The organism is Streptosporangium jomthongense (genome assembly GCF_042650425.1).
Classification (GTDB): Bacteria; Actinomycetota; Actinomycetes; order Streptosporangiales; family Streptosporangiaceae; genus Streptosporangium.
Window position 1 is genome coordinate 1 of record NZ_JBHSBC010000045.1, and the last position, 19,606, is coordinate 19,606.

The 19,606-nt window shown below is 73.2% G+C and carries 16 protein-coding genes; 12 read left to right on the plus strand and 4 right to left on the minus strand.

The window, feature by feature from the left end; translation table 11 throughout:
- Positions 1-101 precede the first annotated feature (101 nt).
- The 3 genes from ACFOYY_RS34395 to ACFOYY_RS34405 all read right to left on the minus strand — a co-directional run bounded on the left by ACFOYY_RS34395 (position 102) and on the right by ACFOYY_RS34405 (position 4,445).
- Positions 102-992: a glycoside hydrolase family 16 protein gene (locus tag ACFOYY_RS34395; protein ID WP_352011380.1), complete on the minus strand. Its 891-nt coding sequence runs from the start codon at positions 990-992 to the stop codon at positions 102-104.
- Positions 989-3,028 (minus strand): acyltransferase family protein, encoded by a 2,040-nt coding sequence (locus ACFOYY_RS34400; protein WP_386195311.1) that lies wholly within the window; start codon positions 3,026-3,028, stop codon positions 989-991. Before ACFOYY_RS34400 ends, ACFOYY_RS34395 begins: the two co-directional genes overlap by 4 nt.
- A 100-nt stretch (positions 3,029-3,128) precedes the next feature.
- Entirely contained in the window at positions 3,129-4,445 is a 1,317-nt protein-coding gene (locus ACFOYY_RS34405) for a glycosyltransferase (protein ID WP_386195313.1), read from the minus strand.
- 745 nt (positions 4,446-5,190) lie between these two features.
- Between ACFOYY_RS34405 and ACFOYY_RS34410 the strand changes: the two genes are divergently transcribed.
- From ACFOYY_RS34410 to ACFOYY_RS34465, 12 genes are all read left to right on the plus strand, one after another.
- Positions 5,191-6,282, plus strand: coding sequence for a barbiturase (locus ACFOYY_RS34410; protein ID WP_362775606.1), 1,092 nt, complete (start codon positions 5,191-5,193; stop codon positions 6,280-6,282).
- Between the two features lie 51 nt (positions 6,283-6,333).
- Positions 6,334-7,860 (plus strand): serine/threonine-protein kinase, encoded by a 1,527-nt coding sequence (locus tag ACFOYY_RS34415; RefSeq protein WP_386195315.1) that lies wholly within the window; start codon positions 6,334-6,336, stop codon positions 7,858-7,860.
- 4 nt (positions 7,861-7,864) lie between these two features.
- On the plus strand, positions 7,865-10,690 hold the full coding sequence (locus ACFOYY_RS34420) for an AfsR/SARP family transcriptional regulator (RefSeq protein WP_386195317.1): 2,826 nt from the start codon (positions 7,865-7,867) through the stop codon (positions 10,688-10,690).
- A gap of 79 nt (positions 10,691-10,769) precedes the next feature.
- Positions 10,770-11,396, plus strand: a complete 627-nt coding sequence (locus ACFOYY_RS34425) for a hypothetical protein (protein ID WP_386195319.1) — start codon at positions 10,770-10,772, stop codon at positions 11,394-11,396.
- Entirely contained in the window at positions 11,380-11,952 is a 573-nt protein-coding gene (locus tag ACFOYY_RS34430) for an OmpA family protein (RefSeq protein ID WP_386195321.1), read from the plus strand. The genes ACFOYY_RS34425 and ACFOYY_RS34430 overlap by 17 nt, the downstream gene beginning before the upstream one ends.
- Positions 11,953-12,002: 50 nt before the next feature.
- Entirely contained in the window at positions 12,003-12,611 is a 609-nt protein-coding gene (locus ACFOYY_RS34435; RefSeq protein WP_386195323.1) for an SseB family protein, read from the plus strand.
- 59 nt (positions 12,612-12,670) lie between these two features.
- Complete coding sequence (locus ACFOYY_RS34440; protein ID WP_386195325.1) at positions 12,671-13,411, plus strand: prepilin peptidase; 741 nt, start codon at positions 12,671-12,673, stop codon at positions 13,409-13,411.
- Between the two features lie 68 nt (positions 13,412-13,479).
- A complete protein-coding gene (gene aroC / locus ACFOYY_RS34445) occupies positions 13,480-14,658 on the plus strand; it encodes a chorismate synthase (RefSeq protein WP_352011390.1) in 1,179 nt (392 codons plus the stop codon).
- Between the two features lie 22 nt (positions 14,659-14,680).
- Positions 14,681-15,184, plus strand: coding sequence for a shikimate kinase (locus ACFOYY_RS34450; RefSeq protein ID WP_352011391.1), 504 nt, complete (start codon positions 14,681-14,683; stop codon positions 15,182-15,184).
- Positions 15,181-16,257, plus strand: a complete 1,077-nt coding sequence (gene aroB, locus ACFOYY_RS34455; protein ID WP_386195328.1) for a 3-dehydroquinate synthase — start codon at positions 15,181-15,183, stop codon at positions 16,255-16,257. Before ACFOYY_RS34450 ends, aroB begins: the two co-directional genes overlap by 4 nt.
- A 4-nt stretch (positions 16,258-16,261) precedes the next feature.
- The gene (aroQ, locus tag ACFOYY_RS34460) at positions 16,262-16,693 is read left to right on the plus strand and encodes a type II 3-dehydroquinate dehydratase (protein ID WP_352011393.1); all 432 of its coding nucleotides are present in this window, start codon (positions 16,262-16,264) and stop codon (positions 16,691-16,693) included.
- On the plus strand, positions 16,693-17,472 hold the full coding sequence (locus ACFOYY_RS34465; protein WP_386195330.1) for an SGNH/GDSL hydrolase family protein: 780 nt from the start codon (positions 16,693-16,695) through the stop codon (positions 17,470-17,472). Before aroQ ends, ACFOYY_RS34465 begins: the two co-directional genes overlap by 1 nt.
- A gap of 48 nt (positions 17,473-17,520) precedes the next feature.
- Here ACFOYY_RS34465 and ACFOYY_RS34470 read toward each other — a convergent pair whose 3' ends face one another.
- Positions 17,521-19,560, minus strand: a complete 2,040-nt coding sequence (locus tag ACFOYY_RS34470; protein ID WP_386195332.1) for an ATP-dependent DNA helicase — start codon at positions 19,558-19,560, stop codon at positions 17,521-17,523.
- Between the last annotated feature and the right edge of the window lie 46 nt (positions 19,561-19,606).

The following is a 19,606-nucleotide window of genomic DNA, read 5'->3' on the forward strand; positions in this document are numbered from 1 at the left end:
CTCCTGCGTTCCTCAGTCCAAGCACCGACGCGCCCAAGCCGAAACCCCTCACACGTGGCACCGGGAAAGCATGAGACGAAACTTCTCGCACTTGGGGGTGTTCATGCCTTGGGGGCGGGTTTGGTCTTCACCGAGACGTAGTCGATGAGCATGGGGCGGCCGGGGACGGTGGCGGGGGTGGGGCCGCCGCCGAAGGCGTTGGGGAGGCCGCCGCCCACGGCGACGTTCAGGATCAGGAAGAAGCCGTGCGCCGTCGCCCTGCCCCAGGTCTGCGGGTCCATCCGGGTGGCGGCGACGGTCAGGACGGGGGCGTCGTCGAGATACCAGCGGATCTCCTTCTCGTCGATCTCCACGGTGTAGCGGTGGAAGCTCCCGTGACAGGACGGGCAGGGACGCTCGCCGGAGCCGATACCCGAAGGCTCGCCGCACGGCCCGCCGGGCATCACACCGCAGTGCATGGCGGCCATGACCGAGGGACGGCCGTTGACCGCCTCCATCACGTCGATCTCGCCGATGGCGGGCCAGCCGGTGTAACCGTCGCGCAGCGGGGCGCCCAGCATCCAGAACGCGGGCCAGTAGCCCGCGCCGTCCGCCGGGGTCACCGCCGGGAGCCGGATCCTGGCCTCCACACGCAGCACGCCTCCCGGCGGGGGCCTGAAGTCGGAGCGGGCGGTCTCCACCCGGCCCGACGTCCAGGCCCCCTCGCGCAGCAGCGGGGTGATGGCCAGGTTCCCCGCACCGTCGAGGGAGACGTTCTCCGTCGAGTCGGTCATGGTCTCGATCTCCCCGGTGCCCCACCGGGGGGCGGGGCAGCCGGGATAGCAGGTACCGAGGTCGTGCAGCCATCCCTGGGGAAGCGGGGATCCGGCGGCCCCGGAGAAGTCGTCACGGAAGATCTCGGTCCAGCGTGCCTCCCGGGCCTCCCGGCCGGGCCCCGAGCACCCGGCCAGGAGGACGACAAGGGCGAGGACCACCCGGGTGGCGGGCCTCACAGCACCGTGGGGATCAGGTCGAGGTCCTCAAGGTCCTGCTCGATCCGGGGAGCGAGCCGTACCGCGAGGGTGTCGGTGATGTGCGCGTCGTCGCGGTAGAGCACGATGCCGTCGAGCGCCGCGGGGCAGGTGGCCGAACCGGAGTCCTCCGGGCACAGCAGCGGCGTCACGTCCAGCAGACGGACCCCCGGACGTCCCCCCGCGGTGATCTGCTCGGCCAGCGGATCGGGGCGCAGCCCGGCGGCGCGCGGGAATGCGCAGCCGGAGACGGGACCCCCGGAAAGACAGGCGGGCACGTCCTTGCCGGGCAGCGGCGTGTCACGCAGGTAGACCAGCGAGGCGCCGAGCCGTGACAGCGGGGTGAGGGTCGAGTCCCAGGCGCGGGTCAGCGCGGCCCTGTCGGTGGTGTACGCGTTGAGCGAGGCCAGCAGGATCAGCCGGGGCGGAGCCTCGCTCGCCAGCCGTTTCATCGCGTACTCCCGCCAGGCGTCGCACTCGCGGTACTCCCTGCCCAGCCGGGGGTCGACGACCGTGAGCCGGGGCAGCGGGCAGCCGGGCTTGGTGAGGACCTCCAGGGCCCACCCTCTCCGTACGGCGATGCGCTCGGCCGCGGCGAACCACTGGCCCGCGTGGGAGTCGCCGATGAGGACGACCCTGTCCTTGGAGGAGGTGTCGCCGAACAGGCACGGCGGGCTCGTCGTCGCGGTCAGCGCGATCTCGCAGCCCTGGGACTTGGGGAAGTCGTTCCTGGCCTGCGCGGGTGGCGGGAGCAGCGCCGTACCGGGGGTGTCCGGTGTCTCGGCCGACTGCGCCACGGTGACCGTGGTGGTCGTGGCGCCCTGCACGATCCCGCCGTTGAGCAGGAGCGCGGCGGCGACGGGCACGGCCATCGCGCTGGTGCCCAGGGCCAGGCCGCGCCGGGGCAGCGCCGCCACGACCCGTGACGTCCGCAGCGGCTGTTCGACCAGCCTCAGCGTCAGGGCCGCGGGAAGCGCGCAGGCCAGCACCAGCGCCAGCCGTACCGGCCACGACTGCTCGCCGAGCGCGGCCTCGGTGAGGACCAGGACCGGCCAGTGCCACAGGTACCAGGAGAACGACAGCCGCCCCGCCAGCCGGACCGGTGCCCAGGACAGCGCGGCTGAGACCGGCGAGCGGAACACGATGACCGCCGCCGTGCCGAGCGTGGGGACCAGCGCGGCCGTCCCCGGGTACGGCGTCTGCGGGCCGAGCGCCACGATCGACCAGGCGACCGCGGCCGCCCCGGCCAGGCCGAGTGCCCCGGAGACGACCCGCAGGGAGAAGCGCGGGACGTCCCGGTGGCCCTCGCCGCCTCCGGGACGCGCGCCGAGACGCCCGCCGTACGGCGTGAGCAGGGCGGCCAGGGCACCCACGCCGAACTGCCAGGCACGGGAGGGGGAGGACAGGTAGGCGAGCGGGGCGCTGGTGCCCGTCCACCACAGCGCGAGCGCGAACGAGACACCGGTCAGCGCCACGACGGCCACCGCGATCGCGGGCAGGGGACTGCGGCCGAGGCGGCGCGCCACCAGCACGAGCACCAGCAGCAGCGGCGCCCACAGGAGGTAGAACTGCTCCTCGACGGCCAGCGACCAGTAGTGCAGCAGAGGACTCGGGTCCCGCGCGGCGGCCAGGTAGTCGGTCTGGCCCGCGACGAACCGCCAGTTGGCGAGATACAGGGCGGCGGCGACCACGTCACCGGCGACGTCGGTGCCGCGCAGCGGCGGCAGCAGCAGCCAGGCCCCGGCCGTCGTGGCGAGCAGCACGACCCCGGCGGCGGGCAGGATGCGCCTGGCCCTCCTGGCGTAGAAGTCCGCCAGTGAGAAACGGCCCTCGGCCGAGATGTCGCGCAGCAGCAGACCGGTGATCAGGAACCCGGAGATGACGAAGAACACGTCCACCCCGGCGAACCCCCCGGCCATGCCGGGCACGGTCGCGTGGAAGGCGAGCACGGCCAGGACGGCGACCGCCCGGAGCCCCTCGATGTCCGGCCTGAAGCCGAGACGGTAGCGCGGCGTCACGGCAGCAGCGGGGGCAGTACGGCGAGGCCGGAGGCGAGCAGCACGCCGAGCAGTAACAGGACGGTGATGGCCAGGGCCTCTGGCCAGCGCAGACGGTGGTTCAACGGAGAATCCTCCACAGATCACGAATGAGGGGGAGGGCGATGTAGGTGGTGCCGACGGCGAACAGGGTCAGCGCCCAGTACTCACCCCACCCGTAGACGGACGCGCGCAGCGCGATGCCGATCCAGGTGGCGGCCGTGGTGACGGTCAGCCAGACGAAGGCCATGCGGGCGACGGTCGAGACGAGCGTGCTCTTGCCCGCGGCGGCGCCGCTGGGCACCCACGCCGCGGCCTGGTTGCGCACCGCGTGCACGATGGAGATCAGATGACAGTAGGCGTACAGGGTCTGGGCGCGGGTCACCTCGAAGCGCCAGCGGCTCACCGAGACCGCGGGCAGCAGCACCAGCGCCACCCAGAGGGGCCCCACGAACGGGATCATGTGCCACGCCCTGACCTCGTCCGGATAGAAGGCGAGCATGACGAGCCCGGGCAGCGGGACGGCCGCGATGTTGGCGGCGGAGACGAAGTAGCTCAGGAAACCGCTGTAGTAGGACAGCCGTACCCGCCACGACATCGGCGTGCGGTGGAAGTCACGGTCGAACAGCAGGCTCATGCAGCCCATCGCCCACCGGTACTGCTGGGCGATGTAGGAGGCGACGTTGTCGGGGGACAGGCCCTTGGCCAGCAGCACCGGGACGTACTTGGTGCGGTAGCCGTGCTTCATCAGCTCGACGCTGGTGTAGATGTCCTCGCTGTGGTCGATCTTGGGGAAGCCCCCGATCTCCTCAAGCGTCGCGCGCCGGTAGACCACGTTCGTGCCCACGCAGATGGCTCCGCCGTCGGCGTCCCGCGACGGTTGCAGCCACCGGTAGAACATCTCCTGGGCGGCCCCGGCCGTACGCTGCAGCCAGGGCATCTCCTGCGTGGTGTCGAAGTACTGCGGCGACTGGGCCACGGCGATCCTCGGGTCCTCCAGATAGGGGACCAGGTGGGACAGGAAGTCGGGCCTCGGGCAGAAGTCGGCGTCGAAGACCGCGACGACCTCGCCCGAGCTGATCGACAGGCCGTGGTTGAGGTTGCCGGCCTTCTTCAGGTACCCCTGGTCGGGCCGCGCGCTGTACCGGAAGCCGTGCCGTACGGCCAGCTCCTCCACCTCGTCGCGGGCGGCGTCGTCGAGCACCCAGACCGTGACTGGACCGTTCCACCGGAGCGCTCCCACGTGGCGGAAGGTGTTGCGCAGGATCTCCATGGGTTCGCCCCTGGTCGGCAGGAAGACGTCCACGGAGGGCAGGCGGGCGGGCCGCCAGGAACGCACGAGCAGCTCGTGGGACTCCCAGGTGGTCAGCCGCTGACGCTGCCCGTCGACGAACGACATCGTCCATCCACTGAGGTTCAGCAGCAGGGCAACGAAAAACGGCCACAACGCGGGATGGCGCATGGAGAATAGGAAAAGAGTCCCTGCGGTTAATGTCAGGGAAAGGGGCACGGACAGAAGCACCCAGCGCTTTTGTGGCCCGAAATACAGTTTCAGCTCGTCGTCGGACGGAGGCTGTGGAAGATATTGATCGGCCTTGTCAGGAGGCGCGTCAAGTAATGCAAGCATGCGGAGAACCCCGTTTTCTCAGCTGCGTGGAGCGGCTCGTTTTCCACCGCTGGATCAACTGTAAACAAAGTTATTGGTGTCGCGTGCGCGGGCAGATGATCTAGCGGGAAACGTGACGTTAACTGAACGTCATTCGGTGCTGTGAAATATCCGTCGATGTTGTGAGAAGTGGCGATATGTCCAAAATCATCGGATGTTTGGATGTGTCGCAGATCACAGGTTTGAAGCGGCCCGCGGGTGGGGCCGTACCGTGCGGGGGCCGGGTGCGCGGACCGCCCCGGGAGAACGATTACCGATCAAGGAGGCCCCGGGCGCCCTCCTCACGCGTGTCCGTCCCCGGACGGGGAAACCGCTCCCCGCGCCGGTGCCCGCCCCGCGCGGTGGGTATCGCAACGGGTGTCGCGACCCCGGGGCCGGTCCGGGCCGGGGGTCGCGAGGCCACAGCGAGGCCGCAGGGAACCCACAGCGAGGCCGCAGGGAACCCACAGGGAAGCAGCGGGACCGAGAGGTGACAGGGATGCCGGAACCGATTGAAGTGCGCAAGGTGGCGATCGAGAGCGTGACCGACGCCTCCGGGTTGTCCCGGCTCATCGACGACGGGGTGATCGAGGCGCACCGGGTCCTCGCGGTGATCGGCAAGACCGAGGGGAACGGCGGGGTGAACGACTACACCCGCATCCTGGCCGACCGCGCCTTCCGTGAGGTGCTCGCCGAGCGGGGGCATCCGGCGCCCCAGGACGTCCCGCTGGTCTGGTCCGGCGGCACCGACGGCGTGCTCAGCCCGCACGCGACGATCTTCGCGACCACGGCGGACGCCGAACCGAGCCAGGAACCTCGCCTGAGCGTCGGGGTCGCGATGAGCGAGGTCATCCTGCCCGAGGACATCGGCCGCCCCGCGATGGTCGAGAAGGTCGCCGCGGGCGTCAGGAAGGCCATGGAGGCCGCCGGGATCGACGACCCCGCCGACGTCCACTACGTCCAGACCAAGACGCCCCTGCTCACCCTCGCCACCATCAACGACGCCAGGTCCCGGGGCCAGGACGTGGTCGTCGAGGACACCGGGCCCTCGATGGACATCTCCAACTCGACCACCGCCCTCGGCGTCGCGGTCGCGCTCGGCGAGATCGGGACGCCCACGGCCGGGCAGATCCACCGGGACCTGTCGCTGTACTCCTCCGTCGCCTCCTGCTCCTCGGGGGTCGAGCTGGACAGGGCGCAGATCGTCGTCGTCGGCAACGTCAGGGGCATCGGCGGGCGCTACCGGATCGGCCACTCCGTCATGCGGGACGCGCTGGACGCCGACGGCATCTGGGCGGCCATCCGGTCGAGCGGGATCGACCTGCCGGAGCGCCCGCACCCCTCCGACCTGGACGGCAGGCTGGTCAACGTGTTCATGAAGTGCGAGGCGGACCCCTCGGGCAGGGTCAGGGGCAGGCGCAACATCATGCTCGACGACTCCGACGTGCACTGGCACCGCCAGATCAAGGCGACCGTCGGCGGTGTCGCGGCCAGCGTCACCGGCGACCCCGCCGTCTTCGTCTCGGTCGCCGCCGTCCACCAGGGCCCCAGCGGGGGCGGCCCGGTCGCCGCCATCGCCGACCTGGGCTGAGTGCCGGGGCTTTTGTCCCTGGTGTCGGTGTTTGATCGTAGGGTGACTCCGGTGAACGTGATCGGCGGATACGTGCTCAGGCGTGAGCTTGGCCGGGGCGGCATGGGCGTGGTGCACCTCGCCACCACCCCGACCGGCGGCCTGGCCGCGGTGAAGGTGATCCATCCCCGGCTCACCGACGATCCGGCCTTCGTCCGGCGCTTCGAGCGCGAGGTGGCCGCGGCCCGCAGGGTGGCCAGGTTCTGCACCGCCCCCGTCCTGGACGCCGGGGTCGACGGGGACGTCGCCTACCTCGTCACCGAGTACGTCAAGGGCCCAAGCCTGGCGCAGGCCGTACGGGAGCAGGGGCCGCTGACCGGCGCCAACCTGGAGGCGCTCGCGGCCGGGATCGCCACCGCGCTCCACGCCATCCACGAGGCCGGGGTGATCCACCGCGACCTCAAGCCGTCGAACGTGCTGCTGTCCCCGCTCGGCCCGCGGGTGATCGACTTCGGCATCGCACGGCTCGCCGACGAGGAGAGCCTGGCCAGCCAGGCGATCCTGGGCACGCCCGCGTTCATGGCGCCCGAGCAGGTGCGCGGTGAGCCGCCGACCCCCGCCGCCGACGTCTACGCGTGGGGCGGGGTGATCGCGTTCGCGGGCACGGGCCGCCTGCCGTTCGGCGGAGGCTCCCCGCCCGAGGTCCTGTACCGGATCGTCAACGAGGGGCCGAACCTCGACGGCCTCGAAGACCGGATGCGCGCGGTCGTCGAACGGGCCATGGCCAAGGACCCAGCGCGCAGGCCGAGCGCCGGGCGGCTGCTGGGCGAGCTGATCGGCGGCAGCCCGACCCCGGCGACCGCCACCCAGGCCGTAGAACGCTCCTGGACGGTCACCGCTCAGGAGGAGCCCGCCGTCCCTGACGGGCCCGCCGTCGTCGCGCCGGGGAAGAGGGTCCGGCGCCGGTGGCCGTGGGCTCTGGGCGCGGTCGCGCTCGCCACGGCCGTCACCGCAGGCGTGGCCGTCCAGGCCGGTTTCGGCGCCGCGCCCGCCCTGCCCTACCACGCGGACTTCGCCGACTCCTGGGAGGTCGGCGTGACCGAGGGCGGCCGGAGCGAGCGGGACGGCGCCGCCTACCTGCTGACCGCCAACCCAGGGTGGCGGCTGTGGAAGTCGGCCCCCTTCCCCGGCGAACGCGCGCAGGACGTCGTGGTCAGCTCCTCGGCCCGGCTCGAAGCGGGGTCGGGGGAGTTCGGCGTGTGGTGCCGTGGCGACCTGGGCACCGGCGACCGGTACGAGTTCACGGTCGCGGGTTCCGGAGACGCCTCCATCGTCAAACGGCGCGCGGGGCGGGGCGTCGTCCTGGACGGGCCGGTCCGGGTACGGGGAACGGCGGACAGCCGTGTCGTGGCCCGGTGCGGTCAACGGGGTACGGCAACCGCCCTGAGCATGTGGGTCGACGACGTCCTGGTCGCCGAGGCCGTCGACACACGCGATCCGTACGGCCCCGGCGCGGCCGGAGTCCACGCGGCGCCGGACACCGGCGCCCCGGTCCGGGTCAGGTTCCGCTCCTTCGACCTCAGCGGGCCGAAGGGCTGAGACGGTGCGGTTCGGCGTGCTGGGGCCGTTGCTGGTCCTCGACGGTGATCGCGACCTGACCCCCGGGCCCGCGAAACACCGCGCGCTGCTGGCCGCCCTGCTGCTGCGGCCCGCGCGGCCGGTGGCCGTCGTCCGGCTGGTCGACGAGGTGTGGGACGGACGGCCGCCGGCCTCGGCGGAGGCGGTGCTGCGGGTCTACGTCAGCGCCCTGCGCAAGGTGGTGGAGGGGATTCGCACCGTGCCCGGCGGATACCTCCTCGACGTCGACCCCGACCGGGTGGACGCGCACCGGTTCGAGCGGCTGGTGGCGGAGGCCACGCGAGCCGGGGAGGCGGGCGGGCGGGCCGAGGCGGCAGAGGGGCTGCGCGCGGCCCTCGCGCTCTGGCGGGGGCCCGCGCTGGCCGACGTCGAGTCGGACACGCTGCGGCGCGCGCACGCCGTACGGCTTGAGGAACTGCGGCTGACCACGGTCGAGGAGCGGGTCGAACTGGACCTGGCGCTCGGCCGGGGCGCGCGGGTGACCGGGGAACTGCGCGCGCTCGTGGCGGCCTACCCGCTGCGGGAACGGGCGTGGGGGCAGCTCATCACGGCCCTCGGCCAGGCGGGACGCAGGTCGGAGGCGCTGGGCGCCTACCAGGAGGCGCGGCGGCTGCTGGTCGGGGAACTCGGCCTCGAACCGGGGGAGGCGCTGCGCGAGGCGCACGAACGCGTGCTCGCGGGCACCTCGACCCGGGCCGGACAGGTGCCGAACGAGACACCGAACGAGACACCGCCGGACATCGCCGACTTCACCGGGCGTGAACACGTGCTGGACTGGATTCGCCGGTCGGTGCCCGACGCCGCGGGCGCGCCCGTCCACCTGGTGCTGCACGGCCCGGCGGGGGTGGGCAAGTCCGCGGTCGCGGTCCACGCGGCCACCGCGCTCGACTTCCCCGGCGGGCGGCTGCACGCCTCGCTCGGCGGCAGGACGCCGGAGGCGGTGCTTGAGGACCTGCTGCGCTCGCTCGGCTGCCAGGAGACGGCGATCCCCGCAGGCCTGGACGGGCGCGTCCGTCTCTACCGCAGCACGGTGAGCGGACGGCGCCTGCTGGTGGTGCTCGACGACGCGGAGCGGGAGGCCCAGGTACGCCCGCTGCTGCCCACCGGGCCCGGCTGCCTGACGCTGGTGACCAGCCGCTCGCCGCTGCACGGCCTGGAGGCGGCGCGCGCCCGCGAACTCGGCGTGTTCGACCGGGACGAGTCCGTGGCGATGCTGGCCGGGGTGGCCGGGCGGCGTCGCGTCGAGGCGGAGCCACGGGCGGCGGCGCGGATCGCCGAGTTGTGCGGCGGGCTGCCGCTGGCCCTCAGAATCGCCGGGTCCAGGCTGGCCAGGCGTCCCGGCTGGACCCTGGAACACCTGGCGGGACGTCTTGAGGACGAACGCGGACGCCTGGACGAGCTCAGCGCGGGTGACCTGGCCGTGCGCGGCAGCCTGGCGCTGGGCTACCGCGCCCTCTCCGACCGGGAACGCCTGCTGCTGCGCCGTCTCGGCGCGCTGTCGGCCCCCGACTTCGCCCCCTGGGCGGCCTCGGCCGTCCTCGGCGCGCCCGCCGAGGAGACGCTTGAGGCGCTGGCCGGGGCGGGCCTGCTGCAGGCGCGGGGTCTCGACCCGGCAGGTCAGGAGAGGTACGGCTGGCACGACCTGACCAGGCTCTACGCGGCCGAGCGCCTGGCCGCGGAGGAGGGTCCGCCCGCCGGGGTCCTGGCCGCCGCGGCCCCGGAGATCCTCGACCGCGCCCGGCGGGCCAGGACGCTGCTCCTGCCCGCGGAGCCGGGCTCGGGCCTGACCCTGGCCCGTACGGCCGAGCAGGCCGCGGCCGCGGAGACCGCGCTCCTTCGGGAGTCGGCCCGCTGGCTGGCCGCGGAACGGAGGTTCCTGGTCGCGACCGTCGCCGACGCGCGGCGGGCGGGCCTGGACGAGGCGGCCTGGCGGCTGGCCTTCTACCTGACGCCCTTCTTCGAGCTGGGCGCGCACCGCGAGGACTGGCGCTCGGCCGTGGAGGAGGGGCTGCGGGCCGTACGGCGCGCGGGGCACCGCAACGGTGAGGCGCTGCTGCTCAGATCCCTGGCCGACCTGCACCGTGTGGAGGGCAGGCTGCCCGAGGCGGCCGAGGCACTGCGGCGGGCGCTCGGGCTCGCGGAGCCGGGGGAGGCGGCCCGCGTCCGGTACCGGCTCGGCCTGGTCCACCTCGCCGGGGAACGGCTGTCCGAGGCGCAGGCGTGTTTCGTGGCGTGCCTGGCCGCCTTCTCCGCGGCGGGCGACCGGCGGGGCAGGGCCGACGCGCTGCGCGCCCTCGGCGGACTGCGCCGGGATGGGGACCTGCTCTCAAGGAGTCTGGAGGCCTACCGCGAGCTGGGCGACCCACGGGGTGAGGCGGCGGTCTCGCTCGACCTCGCCGGGCTTCTCCTGGACACGCGGCGGCTTCGGGAGGCGAACGAACGGGCGGAACACGGCCTCGGCCTGGCCAGGCGGCTGGGGGACCGGCTGCCCGAGGCCGCGGCGCTGACGGTCCTGGCCGGGATCGCCCTGGCGGAGGGCAGGGCGGACGTCGCCGGGCAGAACGCGCGGGAGGCGCTGGAGACCTTCCGCGAGCACGGAGACCGCGCCGGTGCCGCGCGGGCGACGCTCACCCTGGCGGAGGCGTTGCTCGGGCTTGATGAGATTGATGAGGCGTTTGATGGAGTAATGCGAGTTATGGGAGAGTTCGACGCTCTCGGTGACCGGCGAGGCCGCGCCGCGGCGGAAGAGCTCGCCGACGAGGTACGACGCCGCCGTGGCCTGCGCGTATAGCGCGCTATACGCGTCCTGAAGGTGGCCCGCCTACGGTCGGGACCGACGCGAACCACGACGGGCAAGAGGTGGAAGCACGATGGGAAGAGGGATCACGCCGGCGCTGGCCGCCGCCGTGCTGGCGGCCGTGCTGAGCGGATGCGGGGCGCTCCCCGGGCAGCGGGGCGGCGGCGGTGAGGAGAGGCAGCCGCTCCCCGCCTCCGCGGCCACGACCGGGGCCGCCGGGCAACCCGCGGAGAGGTCTTCGGAACAGCCCTCGGAGCAGCGGGACGTGCCCGTCGAACAGGACGTCGAACAGGAGAAGGTGATCGCCGCCAGGAAGGTCAAGGCGGGCGGCGCCGACCTGGTCGTACGGATCACCGGCCTCAGGCGGCAGGGCAGGCTGGCCACGCTGACCTGGACGGTCACCAACACGGGCGACGCCAGATGGCAGATGAGCAACGACATGGGGGACACCCCGGGCGGTCTGGGGCTGACCGTCGGGGGGATCAGCCTGGTCGACCCGGTCAACGGCAAGCGCTACACCGTCGCGCGCACCGGCGCCTATCCCAAGGTCACCTGCCTGTGCTCCAGCTACGACGTGTTCACCGAGCCGGACGAGGTGCTGCCGCTGCACGCGACGTTCGCCGCCCCGCCGCCGGACGTCACGAAGATCAACGTGGACCTCAAGGTGCTGGGCGTGTTCGCCGATGTCCCGATCTCCTGAACGTCTCACGGCCCTGGCGCTCGCACTCGTCCTGACGGTGGGACATCCGGCGGCCGCGTGGGCCGACCCCGCCGACCCCGAGGCGGCCACGGCCGGGGTCGAGGAGATCGTCGCCCGTGTCGAGGACGTCGTCGCCGAGGTCGAGTCGCTCGACGGCGCGGAGAGCGAGTCGAAACGCGGGGAACAGATCACCGTCGCGCTCACCAGCGACGTGCTGTTCGCCCTCGACAGGGCCGTGCTGACCACCGGGGCGAAGCTGCGCCTGCGGCGGATCGCCGAGCGCGTCCGCGCCGAGTCCACGGGCGGCGAGGTCAGGATCGAGGGGCACACCGACGACCAGGGGAGCGACGCCTACAACGACGCGCTCTCGCTCAGACGGGCACGGGCCGTGGGGCAGGTCCTGCGGGCCGCCCTCGCCGGCACCGGGACGACCCTGCTGGCCAGGGGGTTCGGCGAGTCCAGGCCCAAGGTGCCCAACATCGTCGACGGCGCTCCCGTCGAGGCGAACCGCGCGAGGAACCGGCGGGTCGAGATCGTCTTCGACGCCGCCCGGTGACCCTCCCTCGGCCGAGGACCCGCCGGTCACCGAGGGTAGGCTTCGGGGTCGTGCCGAGCATTCCCCAGCCACTGGTCCCCGGCGACGACGGCTCAGCCGACGCCGCCGTCTCGTCCGCGCTCGCCGCCTTCTCCGCGGGCACGGCCGACGTGGGCGCGGTGATCGCCGCCCTCGGCGGGGCGCGGCTGCTCGTCCCGGTTGTGGCCCTGCTGACGGAGTCCGAGGTCGGCGAGCACGGGCTGCGGCAGGAGAAGGAGAGCGAGATGGCCCTGCCGAAGCTCGTCGGCAAGGACGGCAGGCAGGCGGTGCTCGCCTTCACCGGGACCGGCCCGCTGAAGCTGTGGCGTCCCGACGCCCGCCCCATCCAGGCGACGACCCCGCAGGTCTGCCAGGCGGCGGCGCACGAGGACGCCGCGGCCGTGGTGATCGACGTCGCGGGCCCGGTGCCGTTCGTGATCGAGGGAGCCGTGCTGCAGGCGTTCGCCGCGGTCGGGGCCGGCACCCTCGACCGGCTCGGCTCCGAGACCCCCGGGGTCACCGTGGCCCGAATGGAGGCCCGAACGGAGGCCCGAACGGAGGCCGGATCCGAGACGGCCGTCCCCCGGCGCCGCCGCCTCGGCTGGCCGCTGGTCGGCAGGTCGTCACGCGGCCGGGACTGACCTTCCCGCGTTAGGGTTCGGGCCGTGGACGAACACGGCCGACCTTCCCCGGGGGCACGGTGAACCACCTCCTGCCCCTCGCCGCCGCCCTGGCCGGGCTGCCGCTCGGCTTCTGGGCGAGAGACCTGGCCATCCGCCACTCGGTCGGGGAGGAGGCCCTCCTCGGGCACGCCTGCCCGCGCTGCGCCACGGCGGTCGGCGGCGGCCCGGTCGCGTCCCTGAGACTCGCGGCCGGGCGCTGCCCGGAGTGCCGGGCACGGATCGGGCCGCCGCCGCTGGTGGCCGAGGTCCTCACCGCGGTGACGCTGGCCGCCCTCGCGTCGCGGTACCCATGGCCCGAGCTGGCCGCCTACGGGTGGCTCACGGCCGTCACGGTCGCCCTGGTCGCCGTGGACGTCGCCGTCGACCGGCTGCTCGACCGGCTCACCGCCGACGCCTTCCTGGGCACGGCGGCGCCGCTGACGGCCGCGGCCCTGACACGGGACGGCGCCCCGGACCTGGCCAGGGCGCTGCTCGGCGGCCTGGTCCTGACCGGCCTGTACCTCCTGCTCTTCCTGGTCAACCCGGAGGGCATGGGGCTCGGCGACGTCAAGTTCGCGGCGGCGCTGGGCGTGGCGCTCGGCCGGCTCGGCTGGGACGCCCTGGTCACCGGCGCCTTCCTCGGCTTCCTCGCCGGAGGCCTGTACGGCGGCGCCCTGGTGGCCGCGCGCCGGGCGGGACGCGGCAGTGAGATCCCCTTCGGCCCCTTCATGGCCGCCGGTGCCTTCGCGGTCATCCTCACGGCCCAGGGAATCCGCTGACATGCCGGAGCGTCTCAACCAGTGAGCCTCGGCCATTCCAGTGGGCGGCACATGGAAGACTTGTCACCATGTTGCGCTGGTTGACCGCCGGAGAATCCCACGGCCCCGAGCTCGTCGCGATCCTTGAGGGCCTGCCCGCAGGGGTGGAGGTGACCACGGCCGACATCGACGGGGCACTGGCCAGACGCCGCCTCGGTTACGGCCGCGGCGCCCGGATGAAGTTCGAGCAGGACGTGGTGAACATCGTGGGCGGCGTACGGCACGGCCGCACGCTCGGCAGCCCGGTCGCCATCCGCGTCGGCAACACCGAATGGCCCAAGTGGGAGACCGTCATGGCGGCCGACCCGGTCGATCCCGCGCTGCTGGAGGGGCAGGCGCGCAACGCGCCGCGCTCACGCCCCCGGCCGGGCCACGCCGACCTGGCGGGCATGCAGAAGTACGGCTTCGACGACGCCCGCCCCGTGCTCGACCGGGCCAGCGCCCGCGAGACCGCCGCCAGGGTCGCCCTGGGCCAGGTCGCCCGCGCCTTCCTCAAGCAGGCCCTGGGCGTCGACATCGTCAGCCACGTCGTCTCCATCGGAGGGGCGCAGGCGACGCCGGGCGTCCTGCCCGGCCCAGAGGACATGGCCGCCGTCGACGCCGACCCGGTGCGCTGCGCCGACCCCGAGGGCAGCGCCGCGATGGTCGCCGAGATCGACAAGGCCCACAAGGACGGCGACACCCTCGGCGGGGTCGTCGAGGTCGTCGCCTACGGCCTGCCGCCGGGCCTGGGCAGCTACACCCACTGGGACCGCCGTCTCGACGCCCGCCTGGCCGCCGCGCTGATGGGCATCCAGGCCATCAAGGGCGTCGCCGTCGGCGACGGCTTCGAGACCGCCCGCCGTCCCGGTTCCCGGGCCCACGACGAGATCGAGAACACCTCGGACGGCGTGCGCCGCATCACCAACCGCGCGGGCGGCGTCGAGGGCGGCATGACCAACGGCGAGCCGCTGCGGGTCAGCGCCGCCATGAAGCCGATCTCCACCGTGCCCAGGGCACTGGCCACCATCGACGTGCTGACCGGTGAGGCCGCCAAGGCCCACCACGAGCGTTCCGACGTGTGCGCCGTGCCCGCCGCCGCGATCGTCGCCGAGGCGATGGTCGCGCTGGTCCTCGCCGACGCCGCGGTGGAGAAGTTCGGCGGTGACTCCGTCGAGGAGGTCGCCAGGAACCTGTCCGGCTACCTCTCCTCGATGGTGATCAAGTGAGCGTGCGAACCGAGGAGGAACGGTGAGTCCCCGCGTAGTCCTGGTCGGCGCCCCCGGCGCGGGCAAGTCGACCGTAGGCCACCTGCTCGCCGAACGGCTGGGGGTCGCCTTCCGCGACACCGACGCCGACGTCGAGGCCACGGCGGGCAAACCGGTCAGTGACATCTTCGTCGAGGACGGCGAGGAGCACTTCAGAGAGCTTGAGGCGCGGGCCGTACGGCTGGCGCTCGACGAACACGACGGCGTGCTGTCCTTGGGCGGCGGCGCGGTGCTGGCCGAGGCGACGCGGGAACTGCTCGCCGGTCACCCCGTGGTCTACCTGGAGGTCGGCCTGGCGCAGGCGGTGCAGCGGGTCGGTCTGGCCTCGGCCCGGCCACTGCTGGTGCTCAACCCGCGCAGCCGGCTCAAGAAGCTCATGGAGGACCGCCGCCCGATCTACGAGGGGCTGGCCGTCCTCACCGTGGCCACCGACGAGCGCGACCCGGAACAGGTCGTCGACGAGATCGTGAAGGGACTCGGATCATGACGACCTCCAGGATCAAGGTGTCCGGAGAGTCCCCCTACGACGTGGTGATCGGCACCGGGGTGCTCGGCGAGCTTCCCGCCCTGCTCGGTCCCGCGGTCCGCACCGTCGCGGTGGTCCACCCGGCGAGCCTGCCGGAGATCGCCAGGCCCGTGTGCGGGGCGATCGAGGCGGCCGGTTACCAGGTCGTCGCGCTGCCGGTGCCCGACGCCGAGCAGGCCAAGACGGTCGAGGTGGCCGCCGGGCTCTGGTCGGCCTTCGGCGCGCACGGTGTCACACGCTCCGACGCGGTCGTCGGCGTCGGCGGAGGGGCGACCACCGACCTGGCGGGCTTCGCCGCCGCCACCTGGCTGCGCGGCGTCAAGGTCGTGCAGGTGCCGACCACGCTGCTGGGCATGGTCGACGCGGCGGTCGGCGGCAAGACCGGGATCAACACCCCCGAGGGCAAGAACCTGGTCGGCTCCTTCCACCCTCCGGCGGGCGTGCTGTGCGACCTGGCCACGCTGGTCTCGGTGCCCCGCGACGACTACGTCGGCGGCCTGGCCGAGGTCATCAAGGGCGGCTTCATCGCCGACCCGGTGATCCTCGACCTCATCGAGGAGGCCCCGCAGGAGGCCAGGCACCCCGAGGGGCGGCACACCCGCGAGCTCATCGAGCGCAAGGTGCAGATCAAGGCCGACGTGGTCGGCGCCGACCTGCGTGAGGGCGGCCTGCGGGAGATCCTCAACTACGGCCACACCCTGGCCCACGCCATCGAACGGGCCGAGGGGTACCGGATCCGCCACGGAGAGGCCGTCGCCATCGGCATGGTCTACGCCGCCGAGCTGTCCCGCCTGGACGGCCGGATCGGCGCCGCCGTCGTCGAGCGCACCCGGTCCATCCTGACCTCCGTCGGGCTGCCCACGGCCTACCGCCGCGACGCCTGGCCCGGTCTGCGCGAACACATGCGCCTTGACAAGAAGAGCCGCGGCGCCAGGCTGCGCTTCGTCGTCCTCGACGACCTGGCGAAGGTGTCCCCGCTTGAGGACCCGCCGGAGGAGCTGCTCGAAGCCGCCTACGAGGAGATCGCCAGGTGATCGGATGAGACCCGTCTACGTGCTCAGCGGCCCCAACCTGTCGCGACTGGGCACCAGGGAGCCCGACGTCTACGGCGCGGAGACCCTGGCCGACCTGGCGGCGCTGTGCCGGGAGACGGGCCGGGGGCTGGGCCTGTCCGTGGACGTCAGGCAGACCGACGACGAGGCCGAGATGATCTCCTGGCTGCACGAGGCGGCCGACGGCCGGATCCCGGTGGTGCTGAACCCCGCGGCGTTCACCCACTACTCCTACGCGCTGCGCGACGCCATCGCCCAGCGGACCGCGCCCCTGGTCGAGGTGCACATCTCCAACCCGGCCGCCCGTGAGGAGTTCCGGCACAACTCGGTGGTCGCGGGCGTGGCGACCGGCACGATCGCGGGCTTCGGGCTGAGGTCCTACGTGCTGGCGCTGCAGGCCGTGGCGGAGCTCGTGTAGTGGGCCACCGTACCTTCGCCTCCTTCGCCGCGCTGGGCGACAGCTTCACCGAGGGACTGAACGACCCCGGCCCCGGCGGCGAGGGCGGACCCTTCAGGGGCTGGGCCGACCGGGTCGCGGAACGGCTGGCCGCGCTCGAACCGGAGTTCCGCTACGCCAACCTCGCCGTGCGGGGCAGGCTGCTCGGCCAGGTCGTCGAGCAGCAGGTCCCCAGGGCGGTCGAGATGCGGCCCGACCTGGTCAGCCTCTGCGCGGGGGGAAACGACCTGCTGCGCCCCGGCTGTGACCCGGACGCGATGGCCCGGCTGCTGGCGGGAGCCGTACGGGATCTGCGGGCGACCGGCGCGGAGGTGCTGCTGTTCACCGGTGTCGACCCGCGTGACACCCCGATCATGCGCCGTGCCCGCGGCACCTTCGCGATCTTCTACATGCACGTCAGATCCATCGCCGACCTGTACGGCTGCCGCCTGGTCGACCAGTGGTCGATGCAGGGCCTGCGCGACTGGCGCGCCTGGAGCGAGGACCGGCTGCACATGAACGCCGAGGGGCACCGGCTGGTGGCCGCCAAGGTGTGCGACGTCCTGGGGATCGAGTGCGCGGACGAGTGGCGCAAGCGGTGGCCGCCGCGTGAGCGGGTCACCCCCGGTGAGCGGCGGCGCGAGGACGTCCGGTGGGTCAGAGAGCACCTGGGCCCCTGGGTCGTCCGCAGGCTACGCGGACGCTCCTCAGGCGACGGCCTCGACCCCAAGCGCCCCGACCTGGGCCTTCTCGATCTCTAGGGCCTGTTTCGCGGACCCTCGCCACGGCGAGGATCCGCGAAACGGGCTTCAGCCCTTCCCGAGGCGCCTGAGCGCGTCGCGGACCTTTCCCGGGTCGTTGGTCGGCCAGAAGGGCGGCAGCGAGTCGCGCAGGAAACCGGCGTAGCGGGCGGTGGCGAGGCGGGGGTCGAGGACCGCGACCACCCCCTTGTCGTGCTGGCTGCGCAGCAGGCGGCCCGCCCCCTGGGCGAGCAGCAGGGCCGCGTGGGTCGCGGCGACCGACATGAAGCCGTTGCCGCCCCTGGCGGTCACGTGGCGCTGCCTGGCGGAGCTCAGCGGGTCGTCGGGGCGCGGGAACGGGATGCGGTCGATGATGACCAGCCGCAGGGAGGGGCCGGGCACGTCCACGCCCTGCCACAGGGTCAGGGTGCCGAACAGGCAGGTCGGCTCGTCCTCGGCGAACTGCTTGACCAGCAGCATCGTTGAGTCGTCGCCCTGGCAGAGCAACGGCACGCTCAGCCGCTCCCGCAGCGCCTCCGTGGCGGCCTTGGCGGCCCGCATCGAGGAGAACAGGCCCAGGGTGCGGCCCCCCGCGGCCTCGATCAGCTCGGTGATCTCCTCGAGGTAGGCCTCGGGAAGGCCGTCACGGCCCGGCTGGGGCAGGTGCTTGGCGACGTAGAGGATGCCGCTGCGCGCGTGGTCGAAGGGGGAGCCGACGTCCAGACCCCGCCAGCCGTCCTTGGCGCCCTTGCCGTCCCCTGAGCCGAGACCCCACTGGCGGGCCAGGCCGTCGAAGGCGCCGCCGAGCGCCAGCGTCGCCGAGGTGAGGACCACCGTACGGTCGCCGAAGAGCTTGTCGCGGAGCATCCCGGCCACGGTGAGCGGGGCGATCCGCAGCAGGGGCGGGCGCCGGTCGGTCGCCGCCTCCAGCCAGACCACCTCGGCCCGGTCGACCTCCTCCGCGTGACCGAAGGCGTCCAGCATCCGCTGCGCGGTGTCGTGGATCTCGTCGAGGGCGGTGAAGGCCGCCTTGCGCAGGCCCGCGCCCTCCGGGTCGTCCTTGTCGCCGCCGGACCTGGGTCCGAGCGCGGTGATGCAGGCCCAGGCCGCGTCGCGCACCAGGGCCAGGGTCATCCCGAGCACCGGGGGCAGCTCGTCGAGGCGCCCGGCGGGGGCGACGGCGAGCAGGTCCTTGAGCTGCTCGCCCGCCTCCATGAGCCGGTCGGAGATCGCCTGCTCGATCAGCCGCCCGACCCGGCGGACCGTCACCGAGACCATGGCCTCCGACAGCTCGCCGCTGACCACCGAGGTGACCCGGTCGACCAGCTCGTGCGCCTCGTCGACCACGACCACCTCGTGCTCGGGCAGCAGGGAGAAGTCCTCCATGGCGTCGATGGCCAGCAGCGCGTGGTTGGTGACGACGACGTCGGACTCGCCCGCGCGGGCCCTGGCCAGCTCGGCGAAGCACTCGGCGCCGCTGGGGCAGCGGGTGGCGCCCAGGCACTCGCGTGAGCTCACGGAGAACTGCCGCCAGGCCTGCTCGTTGACGCCCGGCACCAGCTCGTCGCGGTCGCCGGTCTCGGTCTCCTGGGCCCACTCCTGGATGCGCTGGACCATCCGGCCGGTCGCGTTGACCTCGCGCGGGTCGAAGAGCTGGTCCTGCTCCTCCTCGGGCCAGCCGGCCGCGGCCTTGTAGCGGCACAGGTAGTTGCGGCGGCCCTTGAGGATGGCGAAGGTCGGCTGGTGCGGCAGCCGGGGGGCGAGGGCCTCGGAGAGCCTGGGCAGGTCGCGGTCGACGAGCTGACGCTGCAGCGCGATGGTCGCGGTGGAGACGATCACCGCGCCTTTCGATGACATCGCGTGCCGGATGGAGGGGATCAGATAGGCCAGGGACTTGCCGGTGCCGGTGCCCGCCTGGACGGCGAGGTGGTCGCCGGAGGAGATCGCCCGCTGGACCGCCCGCACCATCTCGATCTGGCCGGGGCGTTCGACCCCGCCGACCGCCTCGACGGCGGCGCTCAGCAACTCCTCGACCCGGGGCAGGTCAGGCGCGGTCGCGGGGACCGCCGTGGGGGCGTCTTCGGCGGAGGTGATCGAGTCGGTCGGCACGACAGCCAACCGTACCGGCTTCCCCCGACAGACGCGGCTGGCTCCG

Excerpts from the sequence above, each read along its gene's own strand:
- ACFOYY_RS34405 (WP_386195313.1), bottom strand. The coding sequence starts at position 4,445 with ATGTCGTTCGTCGACGGGCAGCGTCAGCGGCTGACCACCTGGGAGTCC.
- ACFOYY_RS34410 (WP_362775606.1), top strand. The coding sequence starts at position 5,191 with ATGCCGGAACCGATTGAAGTGCGCAAGGTGGCGATCGAGAGCGTGACC.
- ACFOYY_RS34425 (WP_386195319.1), top strand. The coding sequence starts at position 10,770 with ATGGGAAGAGGGATCACGCCGGCGCTGGCCGCCGCCGTGCTGGCGGCC.
- ACFOYY_RS34430 (WP_386195321.1), top strand. The coding sequence starts at position 11,380 with ATGTCCCGATCTCCTGAACGTCTCACGGCCCTGGCGCTCGCACTCGTC.
- aroC (WP_352011390.1), top strand. The coding sequence starts at position 13,480 with ATGTTGCGCTGGTTGACCGCCGGAGAATCCCACGGCCCCGAGCTCGTC.
- aroB (WP_386195328.1), top strand. The coding sequence starts at position 15,181 with ATGACGACCTCCAGGATCAAGGTGTCCGGAGAGTCCCCCTACGACGTG.
- aroQ (WP_352011393.1), top strand. The coding sequence starts at position 16,262 with ATGAGACCCGTCTACGTGCTCAGCGGCCCCAACCTGTCGCGACTGGGC.